This window comes from Corynebacterium kefirresidentii (genome assembly GCF_016599755.1).
Classification (GTDB): domain Bacteria; phylum Actinomycetota; class Actinomycetes; order Mycobacteriales; family Mycobacteriaceae; genus Corynebacterium; species Corynebacterium kefirresidentii.
The window spans coordinates 2312721-2335435 of the sequence record NZ_CP067012.1 but is presented as its reverse complement, the minus strand read 5'-3'; the positions used below and the strand labels follow the sequence as shown (position 1 = coordinate 2335435).

22 protein-coding genes and 1 tRNA gene are annotated in these 22715 nt (G+C 61.3%); 10 read left to right on the top strand and 13 right to left on the bottom strand.

Annotated features, from left to right (window positions below; genetic code table 11):
* Window positions 1-23: 23 nt before the first annotated feature.
* The 8 genes from I6I12_RS11245 to I6I12_RS11210 all read right to left on the bottom strand — a co-directional run bounded on the left by I6I12_RS11245 (window position 24) and on the right by I6I12_RS11210 (window position 5877).
* Entirely contained in the window at window positions 24-851 is an 828-nt protein-coding gene (locus tag I6I12_RS11245; protein WP_005322960.1) for a metal ABC transporter permease, read from the bottom strand.
* Window positions 851-1681: a metal ABC transporter permease gene (locus tag I6I12_RS11240; RefSeq protein WP_049377866.1), complete on the bottom strand. Its 831-nt coding sequence runs from the start codon at window positions 1679-1681 to the stop codon at window positions 851-853. Before I6I12_RS11240 ends, I6I12_RS11245 begins: the two co-directional genes overlap by 1 nt.
* Entirely contained in the window at window positions 1681-2367 is a 687-nt protein-coding gene (locus I6I12_RS11235) for a metal ABC transporter ATP-binding protein (protein WP_005322958.1), read from the bottom strand. The genes I6I12_RS11240 and I6I12_RS11235 overlap by 1 nt, the downstream gene beginning before the upstream one ends.
* 6 nt (window positions 2368-2373) lie before the next feature.
* Window positions 2374-3540 carry a metal ABC transporter substrate-binding protein gene (locus tag I6I12_RS11230; RefSeq protein ID WP_200288303.1) on the bottom strand — a complete coding sequence of 389 codons (1167 nt, stop codon included), beginning with the start codon at window positions 3538-3540 and terminating at the stop codon, window positions 2374-2376.
* 169 nt (window positions 3541-3709) lie between these two features.
* Window positions 3710-3898 carry a hypothetical protein gene (locus I6I12_RS11225; protein ID WP_005322954.1) on the bottom strand — a complete coding sequence of 63 codons (189 nt, stop codon included), beginning with the start codon at window positions 3896-3898 and terminating at the stop codon, window positions 3710-3712.
* Window positions 3899-3989: 91 nt separating this feature from the next.
* A complete protein-coding gene (locus tag I6I12_RS11220; protein WP_005322953.1) occupies window positions 3990-4139 on the bottom strand; it encodes a hypothetical protein in 150 nt (49 codons plus the stop codon).
* 15 nt (window positions 4140-4154) lie between these two features.
* Window positions 4155-5123 carry a 1,4-dihydroxy-2-naphthoyl-CoA synthase gene (locus I6I12_RS11215; protein ID WP_200288302.1) on the bottom strand — a complete coding sequence of 323 codons (969 nt, stop codon included), beginning with the start codon at window positions 5121-5123 and terminating at the stop codon, window positions 4155-4157.
* A gap of 292 nt (window positions 5124-5415) precedes the next feature.
* Window positions 5416-5877: a DIP1984 family protein gene (locus I6I12_RS11210; protein WP_200288301.1), complete on the bottom strand. Its 462-nt coding sequence runs from the start codon at window positions 5875-5877 to the stop codon at window positions 5416-5418.
* Between the two features lie 75 nt (window positions 5878-5952).
* Between I6I12_RS11210 and I6I12_RS11205 the strand changes: the two genes are divergently transcribed.
* Window positions 5953-6978 (top strand): o-succinylbenzoate synthase, encoded by a 1026-nt coding sequence (locus I6I12_RS11205; protein WP_432417959.1) that lies wholly within the window; start codon window positions 5953-5955, stop codon window positions 6976-6978.
* A 3-nt stretch (window positions 6979-6981) separates the two neighbouring features.
* On the opposite strand, the gene I6I12_RS11200 is transcribed toward I6I12_RS11205, so the two are convergent.
* Complete coding sequence (locus tag I6I12_RS11200) at window positions 6982-7893, bottom strand: hypothetical protein (protein ID WP_200288299.1); 912 nt, start codon at window positions 7891-7893, stop codon at window positions 6982-6984.
* Between the two features lie 198 nt (window positions 7894-8091).
* Here I6I12_RS11200 and I6I12_RS11195 point away from each other — a divergent pair, with 198 nt between their 5' ends.
* The 6 genes from I6I12_RS11195 (at window position 8092) to I6I12_RS11170 (ending at window position 15431) form a co-directional block, all read left to right on the top strand.
* Window positions 8092-10494 carry an ATP-binding cassette domain-containing protein gene (locus tag I6I12_RS11195; protein WP_200288298.1) on the top strand — a complete coding sequence of 801 codons (2403 nt, stop codon included), beginning with the start codon at window positions 8092-8094 and terminating at the stop codon, window positions 10492-10494.
* A 78-nt stretch (window positions 10495-10572) separates the two neighbouring features.
* The gene (locus I6I12_RS11190; protein WP_200288297.1) at window positions 10573-11319 is read left to right on the top strand and encodes a hypothetical protein; all 747 of its coding nucleotides are present in this window, start codon (window positions 10573-10575) and stop codon (window positions 11317-11319) included.
* 57 nt (window positions 11320-11376) lie between these two features.
* Window positions 11377-12999 carry a 2-succinyl-5-enolpyruvyl-6-hydroxy-3-cyclohexene-1-carboxylic-acid synthase gene (gene menD, locus I6I12_RS11185; RefSeq protein ID WP_200288296.1) on the top strand — a complete coding sequence of 541 codons (1623 nt, stop codon included), beginning with the start codon at window positions 11377-11379 and terminating at the stop codon, window positions 12997-12999.
* Complete coding sequence (locus I6I12_RS11180) at window positions 13000-13470, top strand: DUF3592 domain-containing protein (RefSeq protein WP_086588900.1); 471 nt, start codon at window positions 13000-13002, stop codon at window positions 13468-13470.
* Window positions 13471-13530: 60 nt separating this feature from the next.
* Window positions 13531-14730, top strand: coding sequence for a glycosyltransferase family 4 protein (locus I6I12_RS11175; protein WP_200288295.1), 1200 nt, complete (start codon window positions 13531-13533; stop codon window positions 14728-14730).
* Between the two features lie 11 nt (window positions 14731-14741).
* Window positions 14742-15431: a demethylmenaquinone methyltransferase gene (locus I6I12_RS11170; protein ID WP_023020512.1), complete on the top strand. Its 690-nt coding sequence runs from the start codon at window positions 14742-14744 to the stop codon at window positions 15429-15431.
* A 44-nt stretch (window positions 15432-15475) separates the two neighbouring features.
* Here the strand turns inward: I6I12_RS11170 and I6I12_RS11165 are convergent, their stop codons facing one another.
* Window positions 15476-16741 carry a geranylgeranyl reductase family protein gene (locus I6I12_RS11165; protein WP_200288294.1) on the bottom strand — a complete coding sequence of 422 codons (1266 nt, stop codon included), beginning with the start codon at window positions 16739-16741 and terminating at the stop codon, window positions 15476-15478.
* A gap of 98 nt (window positions 16742-16839) precedes the next feature.
* Here I6I12_RS11165 and I6I12_RS11160 point away from each other — a divergent pair, with 98 nt between their 5' ends.
* The 3 genes from I6I12_RS11160 (at window position 16840) to I6I12_RS11150 (ending at window position 19110) form a co-directional block, all read left to right on the top strand.
* Window positions 16840-17844, top strand: coding sequence for a polyprenyl synthetase family protein (locus I6I12_RS11160; RefSeq protein ID WP_023020514.1), 1005 nt, complete (start codon window positions 16840-16842; stop codon window positions 17842-17844).
* A 106-nt stretch (window positions 17845-17950) separates the two neighbouring features.
* Window positions 17951-18032, top strand: a tRNA-Tyr gene (locus I6I12_RS11155).
* A 493-nt stretch (window positions 18033-18525) separates the two neighbouring features.
* Window positions 18526-19110, top strand: a complete 585-nt coding sequence (locus tag I6I12_RS11150) for a DUF2335 domain-containing protein (protein ID WP_200288293.1) — start codon at window positions 18526-18528, stop codon at window positions 19108-19110.
* Here I6I12_RS11150 and I6I12_RS11145 read toward each other — a convergent pair.
* From I6I12_RS11145 to I6I12_RS11135, 3 genes are read right to left on the bottom strand one after another with little or no spacing between them, the layout of a single operon-like run.
* Window positions 19107-20684, bottom strand: coding sequence for a phospho-sugar mutase (locus I6I12_RS11145; RefSeq protein WP_200288292.1), 1578 nt, complete (start codon window positions 20682-20684; stop codon window positions 19107-19109). The genes I6I12_RS11150 and I6I12_RS11145 overlap by 4 nt on opposite strands.
* A gap of 3 nt (window positions 20685-20687) precedes the next feature.
* Window positions 20688-21335: a deoxyribose-phosphate aldolase gene (gene deoC / locus I6I12_RS11140; RefSeq protein WP_200288291.1), complete on the bottom strand. Its 648-nt coding sequence runs from the start codon at window positions 21333-21335 to the stop codon at window positions 20688-20690.
* A gap of 10 nt (window positions 21336-21345) precedes the next feature.
* Window positions 21346-22713, bottom strand: coding sequence for an MFS transporter (locus I6I12_RS11135; protein ID WP_200288290.1), 1368 nt, complete (start codon window positions 22711-22713; stop codon window positions 21346-21348).
* Window positions 22714-22715 lie beyond the last annotated feature (2 nt).

The following is a 22715-nucleotide window of genomic DNA, read 5'->3' as shown; positions in this document are numbered from 1 at the left end:
CCGGGAGGCGGCGCGCCGGGCGTTTAGAGCAAGGCCCGCAGCCCCATGCTGAGCAAATAGAACACACCCGCCAGCACCGCGATGCAGCCGCCCGCCGACAAACTGAGTGCGGCCGCCAGCCAGAGCCCGCCGCATGCCAGCGCAATGCCCGCGATACCGGCACCGAGCATGAGCTGGGTCGGGCGCTTGATCCACGGCTGCAACGCCGCCGCCGGGGCTACCAGCAGCGCCAGGGACAAGATAGTGCCCACCGCGGGAATCACCACCACCATGGTCACGCTGATAAGCGTGAGGGTAAGCAAGTCATAGCAGCCGGGATTTCCACCTTGTGCGCGGAAGGACGTCTGGTCGAAGTAGAAGGAGACCAACGTCCGGCGAAATGCTACCAGCACGCCAAGGCTGACCACCACCAGGGCGCTGACAAACCAGACATCCTGCGCATTGACAGTGGTCAGCGAGCCCACGAGAAAGCTATCCACGTGGATAGGTAGCGGTTGGAACCAGCGCAGCAACAAGATGCCCAGGGAAAATCCCAGGGTGAGCGTCACGCCGGCGGCAGCGGTCGAAGAAATGCCCTCGACGGTACTCAACCACCGCATAAGCCAGGCCAAAGGTAGGCAGAACAGTGCCGCGCCCACCATCAAACCCGTGGAGAGATCCAAGCTCAGAAGGTTGGCCACCACTACGCCGAGCACCGCGCCGGGGAAGATTCCGTGCGACAGGCTCTCGGCGAAAAAGACGCGCTTGCCCATGACCATCAAGGTTCCAACCAAGCCAGATAAACATCCCACAGCAATGGCCTCAAGGAGGGGCATCCGCAGGATCTCTGGATCAAGATGAGACAGTCCCATTAGCTAAATACCCCCTTCAAGCCCGCTAGCGGCACGGTGACAACCAGCATCAAGCTGACGATTGCCTGCGGCGAAATCTGGTGCGCGGTTTGGGACAGCATGATGGCAAATCCCACCACCACTGCCAGCGTGGACAAGCCCGCAGCCCAGAAGCACATGCTGCGCGGGGATCCTGCGATCAAGCGCGCCGAGAGGCCTGGAATGACAATAAAACCGATAACCAGCAACACACCCACTGCCGAGCTAGCCGCCACCACGATTAGGCCAACCGCGACATTCGCAATGAGCTCATAAGCCGCCACGTTGACGCCCATGGCGCGGGCCGCTGCTGTATCGAAAGCGACGAGAATCTGCATGCGCCAGGTTGTCAGGATGAGCAGTGCCGCAATCACGCAGAGCGTGACGGAGGTTGCCAGCCTGGACTGCGTGACGTCGAGAAGCCGGCCAAACATGAGCGCCTCCAGCTGCCCGGACTTGTCGCCATAGGCCAAACTGATGACCACGCCGATGCCGTACATGAAGGTCAGCACCACGGCCGTTCCGGCTTCTATATCCAGCTTCCGCGCTGACTGGCGCCGCCCAGAACCCAGAGAAGCCAGCACCAGCACCGTCACCGTGGCCACCGCGGCCGCACCCGGCACGATGCCCGGGATGCCGCCCACGATGAGCCCTACCACGATGCCTGGAAAAACCGAGTGCACGAGGGCTTCCACCGTAAATTCCATGCGGCGGAGATTAACGAGGACGCTAATGACAGCCCCCACAATCGATAGGCACAGCAGGAAGAGGAAGGCATTGCGCAGGTACGGGGCGAAGAGAATCTGCTCCATTACAGTCGCGCACCTTGCTCCATATAGGTTTCCACTGCTTCCTCGGTTCCCATGGTGTGGACCTTGCCGTCGAGCACAAACGCCGCCCAGTCGCAGGTGTGCTGCGCCAAGATGGGGTCGTGAGTGGAGACGAGCAGGGCGATTCCTGCTTCCTTGAGATCCGCAATGATCTGAATCAGGATTCGGCGGCTTTCTTGATCAAGCCCGTTGAAGGGTTCGTCGAGAAGCACCAGCTCCGGGGCCGAAACCAACGCGCGCGCGATGAGCACGCGCTGGCGCTGCCCTCCCGAGAGCTGGCCAAACCGCGTCTCAGCGAGGTGCTCCATCCCCACTTGTCGCAGGGCATTGAGTACATGGCCGCGATAGCTACGCATGCTCGTGCACCTATGCCACCAGCTCACTGATGGCAAAAGGCCCATTTCCACGACCTTGTAAGCCGTGACGGGAAAACTCAGGTCGGAGTCTTGGTACTGCGGGACGTAGCCGAGCGAGGCGTCGATGGTGGCCATGCCGCGCAAGGCAGCCAGGCCAGTGATTGCCTTGAGCAGCGTAGACTTGCCCGCGCCGTTGGCCCCCAGGAGCGCCACGGCCTCGCTCGCGCGGATCTCAAGATCAACGTCGGTGAGGATATCCCGGGCGCCATAGCCGCAGGTGGCATTGCGCAGAGTGATTAATGGGGAAGACATATAGAGCTACTTGCGCTTGGCGACGTCGAATGCCTGCAGCGATTCCGGCAACGGTTGCTGTTCGGAGTCCCAGGCGCTGACCAGGGTGTTGATGTTGTGGACGATGGATCCGATGTAGGTCTCGCCCTCACTGCCTGGCACACCTAGCGAGTCGCCGTACAAAGCGTCGTCGGATGTAACCGCCTTGACGCCTGCGGCGCGGGCGATGGCCTCGATGGACTTCGAGCTGTTGGAATTCTCCGCAAAGATGGCCTTGGCACCGGACTCGCGGATCTGCTTTGCCTGCTCGTCGATGTGGCGCGAGGTGGCGTCCTGCTGGTTGTTGAAGTCAGACAGTGCGGAGCCGATGAACTTCACGCCGTATGCGTTTGAGAAGTAGCCGAAGGCGTCGTGGGAAGAGAAGAGCACGCGGTCTTGCTCAGGAACTGCGGACATGGAATCGCTGGCCCACTTGTCGAGGTCCTCCAACTGGTCGGTGTACTTCTTGCCGGCGGCGGTGAAGGCGTCCTTGGCCTGCGGGGAGGCCTGGGACAACGTGTTGACGATGTTGTCGACCTGAATCTTGGCCTGCTTCGGGGAGGTCCACACGTGCGGGTCGTACTTGAATTCTGGGGCCTCGCCGTCCTCCCCCGGGAAAGGCCACGGGCGCGGGCTCACGTGCTCGATGCCCTCGTCGATGGTGTACTTGCCGTTGCCATCGCCCATACCTTCGCTCTTGACGCCCGAGGTCACGGCCATGACGCCGTGGAAGCCGGAGGAGTCCACGGCTTGGTCGAGGAAGTGCTCGAGGTCGACTCCGTTGACGAACATGTAGTCGGCCTGGGAGAGCGCCTGCATCTGCTGTGGGGTCATCTCGTGCTCGTGGGCGCTGGCGTTGGGGGCGAGCAAACAGGTGAGGTCGAGGGTCACTGGGCCCTCGCCGGAGTTGGTCTCCGCACCCTGGGAGTCGACCTTGTGGAGCTTGAGGCCGCCGGCGGCTACCTGGGTGAGGTAGTCGCAGATCTGGGTAGTCGTGGCCACGGCCTTGACGGTGTCGCCGTCCTTCGGCTTTGCAGCGTCGATGGATTCCTTCGAGGCGCTGCAAGCGGCGAGGCTGGAGCCGAGTGCGAGGGCGCAGGTGCCTGCGAGAATGCGCTGTAGGGGCCGGCGTGGGGTGCTGTGATTTGAGCTCATAATGAACTTCCTTTGTATTAGGAGAAGTGAACTCAACAAACACTAGCACCCTTGAACTAGATTGTTCAACGTAATGAACTTAGGTGGTCCTATCTCTTCCTTAAGCTGCCAAAATTTAAAAATGCCTCTCACTTCAATGAGTGAAGTGAGAGGCTAGGAAGCGGTGGCCTTATTTGGCTACTTTTGCCTTTTTGCTGAAGGGGAGCTGATCCAGGGAGCGTATGCCGGGGCCGGCGGCGAGCATCAGGCCCGCGACGGCGACGGTCCATTCGGAGAACTTTTGCCAGCCCTGGGCGATGAGAATTACGCCCAGGGCGACGCGTGCTGCGAGCATGACGAATGAGTTGCAGAGTTTCATGTTCGACACTTTAAGTATTAACTATGGGCATGTCCACAATTGCTTGAGATGTCTCACTCCGGTCCGAGGGCGTCCCACGCCATTTACTCCGCTACATGTATGGATTGCGCGGGGTGTCCTCCTGATCGAAGGGACGCTCCCCGCTGTCCTGCGCATCCTTGATACGCTTGAGCATCCACACTCGCGAGACGATGACGCCCGCCAGTGCAAGTGTGGCCAAGCCGATGGCGAAAATCCACATCGTGCTAACTCCTGGCTAGTAGTAATACGGGAACTGCTCCCACTGCGGGTCGCGCTTTTCGAGGAATGCTTCTTTGCCCTCGACGGCCTCGTCGGTCATGTACGCCAGGCGGGTCGCCTCGCCGGCGAAGACCTGCTGGCCCATGAGGCCGTCATCGGTCAGGTTGAAAGCGAACTTCAGCATGCGCTGGGCTGTTGGGGACTTGCCGTTGATTTCGCGGCCCATCTGGATTGCGGCGTCTTCAAGCTCGGCGTGGTCCGCGACCTCATTGACCGCGCCCATCTCATACATCCGCTGCGCATCATAGGTGCGGCCCAAGAAGAAGATCTCGCGGGCGAATTTCTGGCCCACCATCTTGGCCAGGTACGCCGAGCCATAGCCGGCGTCGAAGGACCCCACGTCCGCATCCGTCTGCTTGAAGCGCGCCTCCTGGCGGGAGGCGACCGTCATATCGCAAACCACGTGCAGCGAGTGCCCGCCGCCGGCCGCCCAACCATTGACCACGGCGATAACCACCTTGGGCATGGTGCGGATAAGGCGCTGGACCTCGAGGATATGCAAGCGGCCGCCTTCGACCTTTTCGCGGGCGGTGTCCACGGTGGATTCATCCGCGGTGGCGTCATCGTGGGCGTGCTCGGTGGCGTAGCGGTAGCCGGAGCGGCCGCGAATGCGCTGGTCGCCGCCGGAACAAAACGCCCAGCCGCCATCCTTTTCGGAAGGGCCATTGCCGGTGAGCAAAATCGTGCCCACATCCGGCGTACGGCGGGCGTGATCTAGTGCGCGGTAGAGCTCGTCTACGGTATGCGGGCGAAACGCATTGCGCACCTCCGGGCGGTCGAAGGCAATGCGCACGATGCCGTTCTTGCGGCCCTCGCCGTTGAGCCGGTGATAGGTGATATCCGTGAGGTCTTCAAACCCTTCTACGGAATGCCATAGTTCCGGCCGGAACGGATTATCGGTGCTGTATTTTTTCTGCTCGCTCATAACGGCCAGCTTAGTGGCAAAAGAAGAATAGTCCCCATTCCCAACCCTCACCCACACGCGCTGCCCAGCAGGCCGGTAATAATCAATACGCGATACTGCGAGGTTTTGCCCCGCACAATACCCGTGTACGCCATACCAGCGCGGTACTCCATGCCATGGGGAGACTCGAACTCCCCGCCCCTTAAAGCGCTAAAGGGGGCCTGAGTCCCAGGATTTTCCCCTCCAGGGTGGGGGCCTGCTCGCTGCAGGCGTGTGGGCTACCATCGCGCGCTTTAAGTAGCGCGCGACATGACTATCCGTTTTTCAGTTCGGTATTCCAGTTCAGCTGCTGGATGCGGGTATCGAGCTCGCGGTACTGCTTAGATAGATCGTCGACACGCTTGCGCATGTCCGCCACCGGGATGGTAGAGACAAACTTAATCTCGTTGCGGGAATAACGATCCGAGCGCGCGCCCGCACGCTGCGCCAAGTCATGGTAGATGCGGCGCTTGCGCAAGAGGCCGTCGCGAAGCGCGAGGGCTTCCATCAGGTTCATCTTCTCATCGAAGGCGGTGGCGATATTCGTCGCATTAATGGCCTGCACCAGCTCATCGATGCGCCCGGTCACGCCATCGAGCTCGCGCAGCAGCTCCTGCGGATCCTCTTCCGGGGTATCGCCCTCCTGCACGCGAACCACGGCGAGCAGCCGCTCGTGCAGGCTATTGAGGCGCTCCTGCGCCTGGGCGCGTTCCGCCAATGCCTCAGCTAGCAGCATAATTCCTCCTTTATTGGTATAGGTTCCCAAAGTAGCGCAGAGTGGGGGAAGGGTCAATGGTCTGAGAGCGCTACCATGAAAGCCATGCATATCGATGACGTCCTCGACCGCGCCCACGTAGTCTCCCTCCCGCTTGCTGTGCGTTTCCGCGGCATCACCACCAGGGAGGCCCTCCTCATCGATGGCCCGGCCGGCTGGGGCGAGTTCGCACCCTTCCTGGAGTACGGATCGGCCGAGTCCGCCGCGTGGTTGCGCGCGGGGCTCGAGGCCGCCTACGAGGGCTTCCCGGAGCCGGTGCGCGATTCCATCGAGGTCAACGCCACCATCCCGGCCGTGCCTGCCAGCGAGGTCCCGGCCGTAGTGGAGCGCTACCCTGGCTGCCGCACCTTCAAAATCAAGGTGGCAGAAAAGGGCCACACGCTTGCCGACGACGCCGCTCGCGTCCGCGCCGTCCGCGACACCATCACCCAACGCGGCGAAATCCCTATCCTGCGCGTGGACGCCAATGGCGGCTGGACCGTGGAGGAAGCAGTCCAGGCTGCGCAGATGATGATGCCGCTGGATTATATGGAACAGCCATGCGCTACCACTGAGGAGCTCGCCCAGGTGCGCGGCCGTCTCATGCGCGCGGGTCTCTTCGTACGCGTGGCCGCCGATGAATCCATTCGTAAGGTCGCCGACCCCTATCGTGTCGCCGAGCTGCAGGCAGCGGACGTCGCCGTGGTTAAGCCCGCCCCACTCGGTGGCGTGCGCCGCGTCCTCGAGGTGGCCCAGCACTTGCGTCAACGCCATATGGACATCACGGTGGCCTCCGCGCTCGACACCTCCATCGGTATCAATATGGGACTGGCGGCCGTCGCCGCCCTCCCGCGCATCTACGACGATGAAGACATTGACGTCACCCCGGCCGCCGCTGGACTTGCCACCGGCTCCCTCTTTGCAGAAGACGTCACCGCGCCGCGCCCGCTTGTCGATGGCCACCTTCCCGCCGATATCCTCGCCCCCGACCCAGACCGCCTGACCGCCCTTGCCGCCCCCGCCGACCGCCGCGATTGGTGGTTCGACCGCCTGCGCGCCTGCTGGCCGCACCTGTCTGACTAGGCTCTAGAGCAAGCTTTGGTGGAACCGCCACGCCGGAGTCGCCAGCGCCCGCCGCACCTTTGGCGGACTGCTCTTTAGCCCGCGCACGCTGCGTCGATGCGCCACCGTTTCTTGCACCGTCTCCACCACCAGCTTGAGGTGGTAGTCGGTGCATTCATCAGTAAATTTCAACGGCGCCCACCCATGCTGCACCGCATGATTGGTCTTCCACGTCCCGATGAGAAATTCCCGGTGATTATCTTCCGGCGCGTGATAATAAAGCGAGTCCAAATCCACCACCGTAGTTCCCGCTTCGAAGCCCAAATCCCAGGTATACGGCCCTAGACGGAAATTCGGCACCGGCTTGAGCCCCACCCGCCGCATTTCGTGGTAAATCCGCTGCTCCCACTTCGACGCCGTCCCCACCGGCGCCCGCTCCGCCAATTCGCGCACCGCATCCCTTTTCTTGCTGCTCACTCGCTCTAGATCGGCCGAGAATCTCCCCCTTCCGTTGAGCCCGCGATACGCCTGCGCCAGTGCATCCTTCAGCAGCCACTCGCTGCAGCGCTCAAAGCTTAGGGCATCTGCTACCGCCTGCGCCGGCAACGCCATCTTTACGCCCCTCACTCGATTCGCCGGCACTGGTCGCGACCTCACCATATGCACCAGATCATCCGCCCGCATCCGGCTATTATTATCCACCCGGATCACCGCCGGCAGGCGTACTTCGCATAAGCCATAGGCCGCGAGAGCCGCTGTCCCTGAAAACACCGCGTCCGGATAAAGCTGTGCCACCGCGTTGAGCTTATCTTTCGCCTCTGCCTCCGCCGGGACGTAACAATTGCGCCTAAGCCGGAGGAGTCTGCCCTCTGCCACCTCCTTTTCAATTCGATATTGAGTCATTCCTTTTTCGAACAGGTCTTTTCGTGTGTACATAGCCTTTTAGACTGCTGCGCTGAGGATTCGGTTCCGCGGAACTGCTGGGATCACGACTTTCGTCCATACAAACCGCTTAAACCGTCGACGAAATCCCTGGTTTAGATGGACGAAAATCGCGATCGGTGCGCGATCAGCGGCGGAAAGCCAAGATAGAGGTCGCTGCCCAGCCCGCCACCTGTGCGTACGCTAGGGGACATGTCTACTATCAAGGTCCGCGATGCCCACCTGCACAACCTGCGCAACGTCGACGTCGATATGCCCCGTGGCAAACTCGTCGCTGTCACTGGGGTGTCCGGCTCTGGCAAGTCTTCGCTTGCTTTCGGCACGATTCACGGCGAAGGCCAGCGTCGCTACCTTGAATCGGTAGCCCCCTTCGCACGCCGCCTCATTAGCTCGGCCGTCGACCCGCAGGTCAGCCAGGTAGAGGGCCTGCCGCCGACGGTCGCGCTGCAGCAATCGACCTCCGGCGGCGGGGCGCGCTCCACGGTCGGCACAGTCTCCGCACTCTCCAATAGCGTGCGCCTGCTCTATTCGCGCGCTGGGGATAACCCGGAGGGCCTATACTCCGATTCCTTCTCGCCCAATACGCCTGAGGGAATGTGCCCGCAGTGCCACGGCACGGGTGTGGTGCATGAGCCGACCGAGGACTCGATGGTCCCGGATCCCACCCTTTCCATCGAGGAAGGCGCCATCCAAGCCTGGCCGGGCGCCTGGGCCGGCAAGAATTTCCACGACATCCTGATGAACCTAGGCTATGACCTGGATTCGCCCTGGCAAGAGCTGCCACAGAAAGACCGCGACTGGATTCTCTTTACCGAGGAGCGCCCAGTAGTCACGGTCAAGCCCCTGCGCGGCAAGGACCAGATTCAGCGCAATTATGAGGGCACGTGGCGTTCGGTGGCCAGCTACCTGAAGAAGACGCTGGCAGAGACCCAATCGGATACCCTGCGCAAGCGCACCCTGGCCTATATGGAATCGCGCGAGTGCGAAACCTGCGGAGGCCGCCGTCTCAACCCAGCCGCGCTGAAGGTGACTTATGCGGGCATGCCCATTGATGAGCTGGGCGCGCTGCCGCTCGATAGGGTCCACGCGGTGCTCAGCAAGCAGAATCCGGAGGAGAATTCGGCCGAGGACTTATTGCTCAAACAGATTCTTCCTGCCTTGACCTCGGCGCTCGAGCTCGGCCTGGCGCATCTAAGCCTGGATCGGCCAACGCAGAGCCTATCTGGCGGCGAGATGCAGCGTATCCGACTGGCGGCGCAGCTGCGCTCCGGTCTCTTTGGCGTGGCCTATGTGCTCGATGAGCCCTCGGCCGGCCTGCACCCAGATGAGCGCGATGCCGTGATGGAAATGTGCCGCCGCTTCATCGCGGCCGGCAATTCTGTGCTCTTGGTAGAGCATGACATGGATTTGGTCGCGCAGGCGGACTGGCTCGTTGACGTCGGCCCGCTGGCCGGCGAGCGCGGCGGTAACGTCGTTTATTCGGGTCCAGTCGCGGACTACGACGCGGACACCCCCACCGCCCGTGCCTTGGCTAATCGCACGCTCGCGCTTGCCGACGACCCCCGTACCCCCTCTTCCCACCTCACCCTTCGCGGCATCAAAGCCCGCAGCATCGACAACCTCGATGTAGATTTTGGTCTCGGCCAATTCACGGCGGTCGCTGGAGTATCCGGTTCCGGTAAGTCCACTCTGGTCAGTACGGTACTTGCCGGCCTGCTGCGCCAATCCGCTACGGCCGTCTCCGATGAAGAAGAGACCGAGGAGAAGGGCTGGTCGGTAGAGAGCACGGAAGGCTTTGACCGAGTCAAGCGCGTCGTGCAGATTACCCAAAAGCCCATCGGCCGCACCCCGCGCTCCACGCTGGCAACCTATACCGGCCTTTTCGATAATGTCCGCAAGCTCTTCGCCTCCACCGACGAGGCCAAGCAGCGCAAGTGGACGGTCTCGCGTTTTTCTTACAACGTAAAGCAAGGCCAGTGTCCCACCTGTGGCGGTGCGGGCAAGATCGAAGTGGAGCTGGTCTTCTTACCGGGCTCGTACACCACCTGCCCGGAGTGTGGCGGCGCCCGCTTCAACGACGAGACTCTTGAGGTGACCTGGCAGGGCCGCACCATCGCGGACATTTTGGAGCTCACCGTCGACGAAGCCGCAGAGGTATTCGCCGAAGAGGAAAAGATTTACCGTGCCATCGCCACACTGCAGGCCGTCGGCCTGGGTTATCTCCGCTTGGGTCAAGGTGCACCGGAGCTGTCCGGCGGCGAAGCCCAGCGCATCAAGCTCGCCACGGAACTGCAGCGCTCGCGCAATTCTCGCCGCGGCCACACGGTCTACCTGCTCGATGAGCCCACCACGGGCCTGCACCCAGCCGATATCGACCTGCTCAATACCGAGCTGCATAAGCTGGCGGATGCTGGACATACGGTGATCGTCGTCGAGCATGATCTTTCGGTCATGGCGAATGCGGACCGCATCATTGAGATGGGCCCGGGCGCTGGCGAAGATGGCGGCCGCATCATCGCGGATGCCACCCCGGCGCAGGTTGCCGCAGAGGATACCGCCACGGGCCGCGCCTTGAGTGCACGCCGAGCGCATTAAGCGGCGAGCCTTAGCTACCCGTTAGCTGTGGGAGACCTCTCTGGGATCTCACAGCAAAATGGGGTAGAGGTAGAGGGTATGACTACTAAAGGCCCTCATGGCGATAATAATGAAACCCGCAGCTGGTCCAGCCCGGCGGATGATGCCACGCGCCAGATTGGCCGCGTGCCCGATAATGCCGCAGGCCCCAGCCGCGACCAAGCGCGCCGCGAGCACCCCAAGCAGTACTTCCCAGGCGAGCAGCAGACGCAGAATGAGACTCGTCAATTTGATGCGGCCGCTGGCTATCAGCAGGGCTACGGTCAGCAGCAAAGCTACGGCCAGAACTATCAGCAGCCGGCCGGGCAGGCATATGGCCAGCAATACGCGCAGCAGCCCGAGTACGAACCGGTGCCGTCGAACTATGATCCGGACCAGCCGGAAAAGCGCAAGAAGAAGGGCGGCGGAGGCGGCGCTATGGTCGGCGTCTTTGCGGCTATTGCGGTGCTGGCAGTGCTTGCCGCGGCTGTGCTGTTTTTCCTGTGGCGCAATGCCGCGGACGAGGCAGATAAGCCGGAACCAGAGCCGGTGACGGAGACACTGACCACGCAGGTTCCCACTACCGTGACGCAGACAAATGAGCCGGATACGCAGGATGAAAATTCCAATAAGCTACCGAAGCTGCCGGATTTCCAAAAAGAGCTGCCCTCCGATATTCCGACCGAACTGCCATCAGATCTGCAAGACCAGTTGGATAGGGGCGGCGACGTGGACGTAGAGGGCCTCCTCAATGATCTCTTGGGCGGCGGCGGGGAGCCGGCCGACCAGCAGGGCACTCAGAACTAAGTGCCAAGCACCTGCCCGGTAAGGGAAATGGCGCGCGGGCAGGTAAAATCGGGCGGCATGAATGAATCGATGCAGTTGGCTGAGAAGGTAGCCGCCCAGCTGGCGCGCCACCTCACGGATGTCGTCTTGTGCCCTGGTTCGCGCAACGCGCCGCTGTCGTTGGCGCTTTTAGCACGTGATGATATCCGCGTTCACACCCGCCTCGATGAGCGCGGGGGAGCGTTTACCGCCCTGGGCATGGCGCGGGTGCAGCGCCGCCACGTGGGCGTGGTAATGACCTCAGGAACTGCCGTGGCCAATACCCTGCCGGCCGTGGTGGAGGCACACTATTCTCATACGCCATTGGCTATCATTAGCGCCGACCGGCCAGAGCGCCTGGTAGGCACGGGTGCCTCCCAAACCATCGAGCAACAGGGCATCTTCGGCGTCTATGCGGAGACCACCCAGGTCACCAGCGCAGCTGATCTGGAGGCGATGTCCCAGCGCTTCCGCGCAGACCTGCAAGTACACATCAATGTGGCCTTTGATGCCCCGCTTGTCGACGCCGCCTTGCCCGCCCGCACCTCCGGCGATGGCGTGCTCGAGCCAGCACCGGCCTTTGTGGATCACGGCGAAGTAGCCGTGGACTTGAGCAAGAACACACTGGTCATTGCGGGGGACGAGGCCTGGGAGGTAGAAGGCCTCCAAGACGTGCCAACCATCGCAGAGCCAAGCGCGCCAGGCCCGTACCATCCGGTACATCCGGCGGCGGCGCATATCTTCCGCAAGGCGCAGGTCTCTGCGAATGATTATGTGGTCAATACCAAGGTGGAACAGGTCATCGTCGTCGGGCACCCGACTCTGCACCGCAGCGTTTTGGCGCTGATGAATGATCCGGATATTGATCTGGTGGTGCTCTCGCGCACCAAGGACTTCACCAATCAGCGCGGTGAGGACGCACGCCTTGGCACCACCGTCAAGGTCACCGGGGAACCGAGCCGCGAGTGGATGAAGATTTGCGAGGGTGCTACCGACATGGCGGGACAAGCCGTGCGCGAGACTCTTGAGGACGAAGAACTGGGATTTACGGGGCTGCACGTGGCGGCCGCGGTGGGCGATACGCTCTCCGTCAACGACACCCTGGTCCTTGGCGCCTCGAACCCAGTGCGCGATGCCGCATTAGTGGGCCTGCCCTTCGACGGTGTCGATACGTACTCGCCGCGCGGGGCGGCCGGTATTGACGGAACCATTGCCCAGGCCATCGGCATTTCCTTGGCCACGCAATCGCTGGATCCCACCAATTGGCGTGCCCCACGCGTTATGGCGCTGATGGGCGATGTCACCTTCTTGCATGATGCGAATAGCCTGCTCATCCCAGAAGACCAACCGCGTCCGGAAAACCTCACCATCGTCGTAGCCAATGACAATGGTGGCGGCATCTTCGAAACCCTTGAGCAGGGGGCCGATGCGCTGCGCGCATCGTTTGAGCCGGCGTTTGGGACGCCGCATGGGGTGGACGTCGGCAAGCTGGCAGAAGCCTATGAGGCAGACTACCGCGAGGTCACTACTCCGCAGGAGCTGCTGGATACGCTGGCGGAACTTAAGGAATACTCCACCGGTATCACCATCGTGGAAGCAAAGACCACCCGTGCCACGCGTCGGGCGCTCACTGAGAAGCTGACCGCAAAGGTGGGCCAGTAAGTGGCTTCGCCGCAGCATAAACCGCACGCAGCCGTGGTGCCGCGCTATACGGCTGCGGTCTATCGTCGTCGCCTGCACCAGCTGACGCTGGCGTTGTATCTGGCCGCACTTGTGGGCGTGGTAGGCATGGTCATCGGACCGGCGCTTAATGATCACGCCATCGCCGCCCATCCCGCGCGTGCTCTGGCTACAGTCAAAGACGTGGGAATGCTGCGCACCACGGTGGATTTCCAAGACAGTGAGGGGATTTACCATATCCCGAAGCACGGGCTGCTATATCCCAGCGGCCTGGGGGAGGGGCAGCAGGTGTGGGTGCAATACGCCCTCGATGACCCTGATTTAGTCAAGGTCGAAGGCCGTAAGTGGACGCTGGCTATCATCCCAGCGGCTTCGGTAGGGGTGGTGGCTACACTTATTGCGGCCGCTTTGTGGAAGCTGATTAGCTTCTTTACCCGCCGTGCGGAGAAATAATTAACCAAGATTTTCCGCTAGCTTCACCATTAACTTAAGAAAATAGGTCATTATGGTGGCATGCGTGTTGCGATCGTGGCTGAATCCTTCCTTCCCAATGTCAATGGTGTGACCAACTCAGTGCTGCGCGTTTTGGAGCATCTGCACGAGACGGGGCAGGAGGCCATTGTTATCGCGCCGGGCGCCCGCGAAGGCCAAGAGGAAATTCCGGACTACCTCGGATTCCCCATCTACCGCGTGCCCACCGTGCGCGTGCCGCTGGTGGATTCGCTTCCGGTGGGAGTTCCTACAACGGCGGTGGATGAGGCGCTGCGTGATTTCAAGCCGGATATCATCCACCTAGCCAGCCCCTTCGTACTCGGCGCGGCAGGTGCCTTCTCCGCCCGTCAGCAACGCGTGCCGGCCGTAGCGCTGTACCAGACCGACGTCGCCGGATTCGCCACCAAATACCATGCTTCCGCGCTGGCCTATGGCGTATGGGAGTGGCTGCGCACCATCCACAACTCCTGCCAGATGACCCTGGCACCGTCCTCGCTGACCATCCGGGATCTGGAAAAACACCACATTAAAAACGTGCGCCATTGGGGACGCGGCGTGAATGCGGAGCTTTTCCACCCATCCAAGCGCTCTGTTGAGCTGCGCCGCAGCTGGGAGCCGAGCGGCACGAAGAATATCGTCGGCTTCGTTGGGCGTTTGGCTGCGGAAAAGGGGGTGCACCGGTTATCGGCGCTCAATGGACGCGAAGATATCCAGCTGGTCATCGTGGGCGATGGGCCGGAGCGGCCATTATTGGAAGCCCAGCTTCCTGGGGCCGTGTTTACTGGCGCTCTGTCTGGCGAAGAACTTGCCGCGGCCTATGCCTCTTTGGATGTTTTTGTCCACGCCGGTGAGTTTGAGACCTTCTGCCAGTCCATTCAGGAGGCGCAGGCCTCCGGCGTGCCTACCATTGGGCCGCGTGCCGGTGGTCCGGTAGACCTCATTGAGGAGGGCTATAACGGGCTTTTGTTGGACGTGAAGACCTTTGTGGAAGACCTCCCCAATGCGGTGGATGCGCTGCTCAACCCAGAGATCCATCAGGAGATGCGCGATAATGCCCGCGAGTCCATTTCTTCCAAGACGTGGAAGGCGCTGTGCGAGCAGCTCGTGGGCTATTACGAAGAGGTGCTGGAGGATACCCGCCGAGTGCCCCTGACCATTTTGGGGCAGCGCCCGGAGCTGCCGCGGTGGGCGGCTCGTGCCCTCGGCGCCCGCGTGGCCTAAACTGATCATTTGTGTCTAAGGCAGATCTGGATAAAAAGCCCTTCGATGTGGCGCGCATGTTTGACGCCGTGGGCGAGAAGTACGACCTCACTAATACCGTCTTGTCCTTCGGGCAGGACGCGCACTGGCGCAAGCGCACCCGCGAGCGACTAAACCTACAGCCGGGGGAGAAGGTCCTCGATCTTGCGGCCGGCACCGCCGTATCCACCGTGGAATTGTCCAAGTCCGGTGCGTGGTGCGTGGCGTGCGATTTCTCCCGCGGGATGTTGGCCGCTGGCCGTGAGCGTGACGTACCCAAGGTGGCCGGCGATGGCATGAAGCTGCCGTTTGCGGATAATACTTTTGATGCGGTGACCATCTCTTATGGACTGCGCAATATCCACGACTTTGAGCTCGGGCTGCGTGAAATGGCGCGCGTGACCAAGCCGGGCGGGCGTCTAGCGGTGGCGGAATTTTCCACCCCGGTGGTGCCGATTTTTGGCACCGTGTACAAGGAATACTTAATGCGCCTGTTGCCGCCGGTGGCGCGCGTGGTTTCTTCTAATCCGGATGCCTATATCTACCTCGCGGAGTCCATTCGTGCATGGCCGGGGCAAGAGGAGCTCGCGGCGGCTATCAATCGCAATGGCTGGGCCGAGGCTGGTTGGCAGAACCTTACCTTTGGCATCGTGGCGCTGCACTCGGCGGTCAAGCCCGCCTAGGTGCGGGCCTGGGCCCGCGCCTAGAGACATGAGGGGGACGGGGACTAAGCCGCGGTGGAATCCCACAGGGGAGTATCGCGGCGGAGAGACGATACGGTGCGGCCAGCAGCGCGCCAGGTGCGCGCGATGAGGTCGCGGTCGTCGTCAGTGATGAGATTGCCCATAAGGCGTGCGGCGGCCGGCATGAGCATGCGGCCGATGGGCCCGCGCAGGGCCAGCGGACCGGCAATCGGGAGGAACTGCGGGTAGGTCAAAAGGCGCGCGGCCGTGCGGGCGAGGAGGAAGGATTCGCCGTAGTGTTCGCGCAGGACGGCTGGCCAGGCGAGGGTGAAATCCTTTGGGCCGAGTAGATCCACGGCAAGCGCGGCAGTCTCCAAGCCATAATCGATGCCTTCGCCGTTGAGGGGGTTGATGCAGGCGGCGGCATCGCCGATGAGCATCCAATTGGCACCGGCCACGTTGGATACCGCGCCGCCCATGGGCAGTAGAGCAGAGGTGACGTGTTCAATCTCTCCTAGTCCCCACTCGGGGCGCTGCTGGGCGGCGTAGAACTCGAGCAGCTTCTTGGTGTTGATCTTGGCGGGGCGCTGCGCGGTCGAGAGCGCGCCAAGGCCGATGTTGACCTGGCCGAGCTCAAGGCCGAGCGGGAAGATCCACCCGTAGCCCGGCTGCACCTCGCCGTCTTCGTCTTTAAGCTCCACGTGGGAGTGCATCCAGGGCTCATCGGCATGCGTGGAAGAAGCATAGGAGCGTGCGGCGATTCCATAGACTTCCTCGCGGTGCCAGGTGCGGCCAAGTTTCTTGCCAAAGGTAGAGCGCACGCCATCGGCCACAATGACCCACGTGGCGTGTACGGTGGCTTCGCCCACGCGGAAAGACGTCACGCGGTTTCCTTCGAGCATGGGATCGGTAGCGGGGGTGCCGGTGATAAGGGTGGCGCCGGCGTCTACGGCGGCGTCGACAAGCAGGGCATCAAAGCGATAGCGTGGCAGGGCCGTACCCACCTGGGAAGGGTAGGTCTTCGGCCACGGCGCGGTAATATCGCCGCCGTATCCGTGCAGCTTCAGGCCGCGATTGCGGTAGGAGGCGTTGACCTTAAGGCCCAGCTCGTCGAGCTGATGCATCGCGCGCGGTGTGAGACCGTCACCGCAGGTTTTATCGCGGGGAAACGTCGCGGAATCAATAAGGAGAGTGTCAAAGCCCGCGCGTGCGGCGTGAATCGCGGCGGCGGCTCCGGCAGGTCCAGCGCCAATGATGGCGACCTCGACATAGGTTTGGGAATCGATCTGCTCCGACATGAGGACTATCATTGCATGAGTTCGCCCCCTCGAGTGTGTTTAGGGGCGCGGATTGGACTACGGTAGGTAATCGATTATCTCTGGCTTTTAGTTGCAAGGAACACTATTTAATGACTCACGGTCAATCGCATGCCACGCACGTGGATCTTGGTGATCCGCAGCTCAACGAGCGCATTGGTGCGGGCATGGAAGCAGTAGAAGACAAGCTGCGCAGTGAAATCGACCGCGGCCAGGACTTCTTAAAGGATAAGGTCAGCCACCTGTCCAAGGCCGGTGGCAAGCGCTTTCGCCCTATGATGGCGCTATTGGCCTCCGAGTATGGTTCGCGTCCGGGCTGCGAAGAGGTTGTTAAGGCCGCCACCGTCGTGGAGATGGTGCACGTGGCCACTCTTTATCATGACGATGTCATGGATGAGGCAGACCGCCGTAGGGGCGTGGAATCCGCGAATTCGCGGTGGAATAATTCCGTGGCCATCCTCGCCGGCGATGCGCTCTTGGCGCATGCCTCCCGCCTGATGAGCGAGCTGGATACCCACACCGTAGGCCACTTTGCCGATACCTTTGAAGAGCTGGTTACCGGCCAGATGCGCGAGACCATCGGCGCGGGCGAGGCTAATGCCGTGGAGCACTATACGGCGGTTATCCGCGAAAAGACCGCCGTGCTCATTGCCTCTGCGGGCTACTTGGGCGCCTATCACTCCGGTGCCTCGGCCGAGCATGCCGCAGCCCTGCACCGCATTGGTGGTGCCATCGGCATGATCTTCCAGATTGTGGACGATGTCATCGACATCTTCTCCGACCCTAAGGAATCCGGCAAGACCCCGGGCACGGACCTGCGTGAGGGCGTATTTACCTTGCCGGTTCTCTATGCCTTGGAAGAAGAGGGTGAGGTGGGCGATAAGCTGCGTGAGCTGCTCACTGGGCCGCTGCATTCCGACGCCGAGGTGGAGCGTGCCATTGAGCTCCTGCACCAATCTGGCGGCCGACAGAAGGCGCTGGAGGACATCACTGCCTACTTGCGCGTGGTAGAGGAGCAGCTCGCCGTGCTGCCGGAGAATTCGGCCAGCCAGGCCCTGCGCCAATTGGCGGATTACACTGTGCGCCGCGTGGGCTAGCTGCTTGGCGACGCCCTCCTCTATCGTCTTTTCCCCTTATGTGCTGGCGATTTGTAGGTAGGTGGGTGGTTCGTAGTAAAGTACTTACTCGCACCACACAGTGCATGCCAGGTTGCCCGAGCGGCCAAAGGGAGCGGACTGTAAATCCGCCGGCATTGCCTTCAGAAGTTCGAATCTTCTACCTGGCACAGAATGAACCCCGCAAGCAGATGCTTGCGGGGTTTCGTCGTACCTGCAGTCGTGAGACGGGTGCTACCGGCAGGGCTCCTGTCTGCGGGAGCTTTGAGCCCTGTGGAACACCGCATAGGCACCGATGAGGGATACAGCTAGGAATATCCCAGCGGCCGTGAAGTAGAAAAATCCATTTCCTAACCTACGAGAAATATCCGGCAATGAGGTGGAATCCGATCCCGCCAGGGCCTTGGCAACGTATACCGCATTCAAACCGCCAATGAAATAGCCGAGGCAGAGCAATGATGAAATACCAACTGCAATCTTTAGCAGAACTGTTAAGGATGAATGGCGGGGTTCTGTAATCTTTAACTCCTCTCATTTTGGCCTTCAGGACCAGCAAACTACACCTTCCTAAGGTGCTGTGTACAAACAGGCGTGCTCGGTAGCCACACCATCAGTCACAGAAAGTCACTGTAGAGATGAAGGTATGAGGTTTAGCGATAGGATATGGGATATGAAGAAGATCCGAACGATGCTGGACGGGGTAAACGAGATTCACCTATTTCAAAGCCAGCGAGTAGCGCAGGCAGCGCAGCAAGCGCATCTGCGCAATCGGACTCGCAGTTATCGGGCGCACCGGAAAATAAACGCAGCGATTTCCCACCAGTTGGAGGAGCGCTCCCTGGCGTAAATAGACTTTCTAACCTTGACGACCAAATTGCTGTGTGGGCGCATCAGGGGCCAACTCCGCATCCACAGATAATCAAACAGCACAATGACATTCAGCCGGGCGCAGGCGATCGGATTATGGAGGACGCTCATGCAGATATTGTCCTCGATAGGAAAGTTACAGCAGAATCTTTCGAGTACGCGATATTTGAATCAAAAGTACGGCTCTTTACGGCCGTAGGTGTCATTTTCGGCGCGCTCATCCTTATACCGGCGATACTCGTTCTTTTTGACCCACCGGAATCGATAGTTGGTACTGCGGCGGTGGGCCTGGCGGCAGCAAGCCCACTAGTCCGCACCCTCATTGGCCCTAAGCAATCTCAGAAGGACCAGTTAGAGAGCGTGGAGCGGGGAGGGGTTTAAATCTCGAAGTAGGCGCGCAGGTCGGCCGCAATAGCATCGAGGCGGTCGGCGTCGGGGGACTCGAGGTAGCACTTGAGCTTCGGTTCCGTGCCGGAGGGGCGAACGATGACGCGGTCATCGTTGTCCGTGAAGAACTTGGATCCTTGGGCGAATTTCTCTACCTTCGCCACGGGCGAGCCAGCCAGTTCGGTGGGCGGGGTAGATGCGACCTTATCCATCGCTTGAGCGATGATGCTGAGGTCATCCACACGGAAGGTCAGCGGTTGGGTATACAGGGCCCCAACGGCGGCATAGATGCCCTCCAAGCGCTCCAGCAGGGTGGTTCCTGCGGCCTTGCACTCGGCCGCGAGGCTGGCGAGCACTACGGAGGTAGCGATGCCGTCCTTGTCACGGACAGCGGTGGGATCGGGGCAGAATCCAATGGCTTCCTCGTAGCCAAAGGCGAGATCCGGGGTTCGTGCGATCCACTTGAAGCCGGTCAGCGTCTCCTCGTGGCCGAGGCCGTAGTGCGCGGCGATGCGCCCGAGCAGGCGGGAGGAGACGAGGGAATTGGCAAAATTGCCGGTCGCCCCGCGGCGGGCCAGATAGTCGCCCAAAAGGGCACCGGTTTCATCGCCGGTGAGCTGGCGCCAGGAGCCAGAAGCAGTAGGTACGGCGGCGGCGCAGCGGTCGGCGTCGGGGTCATAAGCGATAAGGATATCGGCGCCGATCTCCTCAGCGTGGCGGATACCCAGATCAAGGGCGCCGGGCTCTTCCGGGTTGGGGAAGGAGACGGTGGGGAAATCCGGATCCGGTTGGGTCTGCTCAGGAACTAGCGAGACGCGGAAGCCACAGCGGGTGAGAAGTTCTTTGCCCAAGGCAGCACCAACGCCGTGCATGGCCGTGAGCGCGATGGTGACATCGGAGCTTTCGCCTACGAGTTGTGCCGCGCGGTCGAGGTAGTCGGCGCGGGTATCGACGTTCTCGACATTCGCCGCAGAAAGCGGGATTTCATCGGCATGAGGTGCCGCGGCGATGGCTTCCGCGATTTCGGCATCGGCGGGTGAGATAAGCTGCACGCCTTCCGCAGGGCCGGTGGCGATGCGGCCGCCCAAGTACACCTTGTAGCCATTATCGGCCGGCGGGTTATGTGAGGCGGTAACCATGATGCCAGCATCCGCCTTGAGCTTGCGTACCGTGAAAGCGGTCAGCGGGGTGGGGTTTTGTGCGGGCAGAACCAGGGCCCGGCCGCCGGCCGCGGAGATGACCTGAGCCGCATCGCGCTGGAATTGCGCGGAGCCGTGACGGGCATCGCACCCAATGGCCACGACTGGGGTATCGACCTGCTGCTTGAGCCATGTGATGAGCCCGTAGGTGGTGCGGATGACCACGGCGCGGTTCATGCGGGACTCACCCGGGCCCACGGCGGCGCGCAGACCCGCGGTGCCAAAGGCCAGGGGGCCGGCGAAGGCGGAGGCGAGCTCGGCGGTGTTGCCCTCTTCAATCCAGGCCTTTACCTGGCGGGCTGTGTCCGGATCAGGGTCGTGCTCGGCCCACGTACGGGCGTAGTCATAATCTACGGCGGCGTTCGACATGGCCTAGAGCTCCTCGAGGATCTTGGCGGAGGAGGACAGGCCCAAGCGGGTCGCGCCAGTCTCAATCATGGCTAGGGCGTCCTGTGCGGTACGGATGCCGCCAGAGGCTTTCACGCCTAACTTATCGCCTACGGTCGCGCGCATGAGCTTTACGGCATGCACGGAGGCACCGCCGGCCGGGTGGAAACCAGTGGAGGTCTTAACAAAGTCCGCCTGGGCGGCTGCGGCGGCCTTGCAGGCGAGGACAATGGCGTCGTCGGAAAGCGCGGCGGATTCAATGATGACCTTGAGAACCTTGCCCGGGATGGCATCGCGCACGGCCTGGATTTCGGCCTGCAGATCCTCGGCGCGGCCCTCGATGGCTAGCGGGATATTGATGACCATGTCCACTTCTTCGGCGCCATCGGCAACCGCGCGGGCTGCCTCAGCGGCCTTGATCTCCGGCTTTACGGCACCGGAGGGAAAGCCGACGACGGTGGCAATGTGCAGGGAGTCAGGAACCTCGATGGGCAAGGCGGAGGGGGAAACGCATACGGAGTAGGTGCCCAGCTCGGCTGCCTCATTTACCAGGGCGCGGAATTGTTCCGGGGTGGCCTCCGGCTTGAGCAGGGTGTGATCGATGATGGATGCAACGTCGGTGCGGGAAGTCATAATTTTCTCCTTAACGGGCTGGGCGGGATTCGGAACGGGCCATCTTGAGGTCAGAAACTACGTATAGGGCAATGCCAATAGCAGCCACGGCGGCCAGGATCCACAGCACGGTGTTATAGCTGGCGAGGTCCTGCAGCTTGGCGGTATAGGCAATGCCCAGCGGGATGGCGATATTGATGGTCAGGTTATAAAAACCAATGGCGATGCCGGACTTGACGGCGCTGATATTGCGCAGCGCGGTATTAACCAGCGGCGCGTACATCAGTGAAAAGCCGGAGGCGAAGGCCACGATGGCTGCGATGAGAATAGCGACGTGGAGTTGCACAAAAAGCGCGGCCATCACCAGTGCGCCGGCAACTAAGGCGAAGGCGGTGTAGATGGTGGCGCGGGAGGATAAAACGGTGCCGATCTTTCCGGAGAAGATGCCGATGAGGATGGCGCAGATATAGCCCGGGATCATCAACAGGGAGGCTTTATCGATATTCATGCCGTGCAGGTCATGCGCCGCAAAAGGCAGCAAGAAGATGAAGCCCATCTGGGTGGAATAGACGAAGAAGACCATGAGGATGGTCCACACGTAGCGGCCGTTGGTGAAAAACTCCGGGGTGACCACGGGATACTTGGCGTGGCCGATGTGGTAAACAAAGCCCACCACGCCGAGGACAGCCACGATGAGATATACCCAGTCGAAATCCTGCATGAATAAGGTCAGGCCAGTGGCAAAGACGGCGATGAAAAATAGGCCGAGCACATCGAGGTGTCCCTCCACGGCCTCATCTTCTGGCACCAGCTTGATGATTGGTGGGATGGTCAGAATGAGGATGAGCGGGATGAGGAACATCGCCGTCCACGAGACATAGGTGGAAATAAAGCCAGAGGTCAACGCGCCGATGAGCAGGCCGGCTTGGAAGGCGGCGGTGGAAAAGCCCAGGTAGGTCTTTTGATCGGCCTCGCTCAAGTGCTTGGTCACGTAAATGACATAAAGCGTCTCCGCGGCGGCGAGGCCGGCGGTTTGAATGAGGCGACCGGCCAGCACCATGGGCCAGAAGCTAGAAAAGGCGAAGGCTAAGATCGATCCCACGGCAATGAGGACGACGCCGGTGAGCATGAGCTTGCGGATGGAAATGGAATCCGCCAGCGCGGCATAGACCACGGCGCCGATGCCGATGATGACGCCGGCGAGGGAAGCCTGCAGGGAGGCGGTCTTAACGGAAAGGTCGAGCGCCTGGGCAATCGGCATGGTCATCGTCTTAAAGCCGTTATCAATAACCAATGAGAAGACGAAGACGAAGAGCAGGATGGGGACGGCAACCTTGGGGTTTACCGCGGAGCCTGGCCGCTTGTCCTGCGGGGAAGCAGAAGTAGTAGAAGTAGTCACGG

What these genes read in the sequence shown, in the direction of transcription:
- I6I12_RS11245 (WP_005322960.1), bottom strand. Translation starts at nt 851, where the DNA reads ATGGGACTGTCTCATCTTGATCCAGAGATCCTGCGGATGCCCCTCCTT.
- I6I12_RS11240 (WP_049377866.1), bottom strand. Translation starts at nt 1,681, where the DNA reads ATGGAGCAGATTCTCTTCGCCCCGTACCTGCGCAATGCCTTCCTCTTC.
- I6I12_RS11235 (WP_005322958.1), bottom strand. Translation starts at nt 2,367, where the DNA reads ATGTCTTCCCCATTAATCACTCTGCGCAATGCCACCTGCGGCTATGGC.
- I6I12_RS11230 (WP_200288303.1), bottom strand. Translation starts at nt 3,540, where the DNA reads ATGAGCTCAAATCACAGCACCCCACGCCGGCCCCTACAGCGCATTCTC.
- I6I12_RS11225 (WP_005322954.1), bottom strand. Translation starts at nt 3,898, where the DNA reads ATGAAACTCTGCAACTCATTCGTCATGCTCGCAGCACGCGTCGCCCTG.
- I6I12_RS11220 (WP_005322953.1), bottom strand. Translation starts at nt 4,139, where the DNA reads ATGTGGATTTTCGCCATCGGCTTGGCCACACTTGCACTGGCGGGCGTC.
- I6I12_RS11215 (WP_200288302.1), bottom strand. Translation starts at nt 5,123, where the DNA reads ATGAGCGAGCAGAAAAAATACAGCACCGATAATCCGTTCCGGCCGGAA.
- I6I12_RS11210 (WP_200288301.1), bottom strand. Translation starts at nt 5,877, where the DNA reads ATGCTGCTAGCTGAGGCATTGGCGGAACGCGCCCAGGCGCAGGAGCGC.
- I6I12_RS11205 (WP_432417959.1), top strand. Translation starts at nt 5,953, where the DNA reads ATGAAAGCCATGCATATCGATGACGTCCTCGACCGCGCCCACGTAGTC.
- I6I12_RS11200 (WP_200288299.1), bottom strand. Translation starts at nt 7,893, where the DNA reads ATGTACACACGAAAAGACCTGTTCGAAAAAGGAATGACTCAATATCGA.
- I6I12_RS11195 (WP_200288298.1), top strand. Translation starts at nt 8,092, where the DNA reads ATGTCTACTATCAAGGTCCGCGATGCCCACCTGCACAACCTGCGCAAC.
- I6I12_RS11190 (WP_200288297.1), top strand. Translation starts at nt 10,573, where the DNA reads ATGACTACTAAAGGCCCTCATGGCGATAATAATGAAACCCGCAGCTGG.
- menD (WP_200288296.1), top strand. Translation starts at nt 11,377, where the DNA reads ATGAATGAATCGATGCAGTTGGCTGAGAAGGTAGCCGCCCAGCTGGCG.
- I6I12_RS11175 (WP_200288295.1), top strand. Translation starts at nt 13,531, where the DNA reads ATGCGTGTTGCGATCGTGGCTGAATCCTTCCTTCCCAATGTCAATGGT.
- I6I12_RS11165 (WP_200288294.1), bottom strand. Translation starts at nt 16,741, where the DNA reads ATGATAGTCCTCATGTCGGAGCAGATCGATTCCCAAACCTATGTCGAG.
- I6I12_RS11160 (WP_023020514.1), top strand. Translation starts at nt 16,840, where the DNA reads ATGACTCACGGTCAATCGCATGCCACGCACGTGGATCTTGGTGATCCG.
- I6I12_RS11150 (WP_200288293.1), top strand. Translation starts at nt 18,526, where the DNA reads ATGGGATATGAAGAAGATCCGAACGATGCTGGACGGGGTAAACGAGAT.
- I6I12_RS11145 (WP_200288292.1), bottom strand. Translation starts at nt 20,684, where the DNA reads ATGTCGAACGCCGCCGTAGATTATGACTACGCCCGTACGTGGGCCGAG.
- deoC (WP_200288291.1), bottom strand. Translation starts at nt 21,335, where the DNA reads ATGACTTCCCGCACCGACGTTGCATCCATCATCGATCACACCCTGCTC.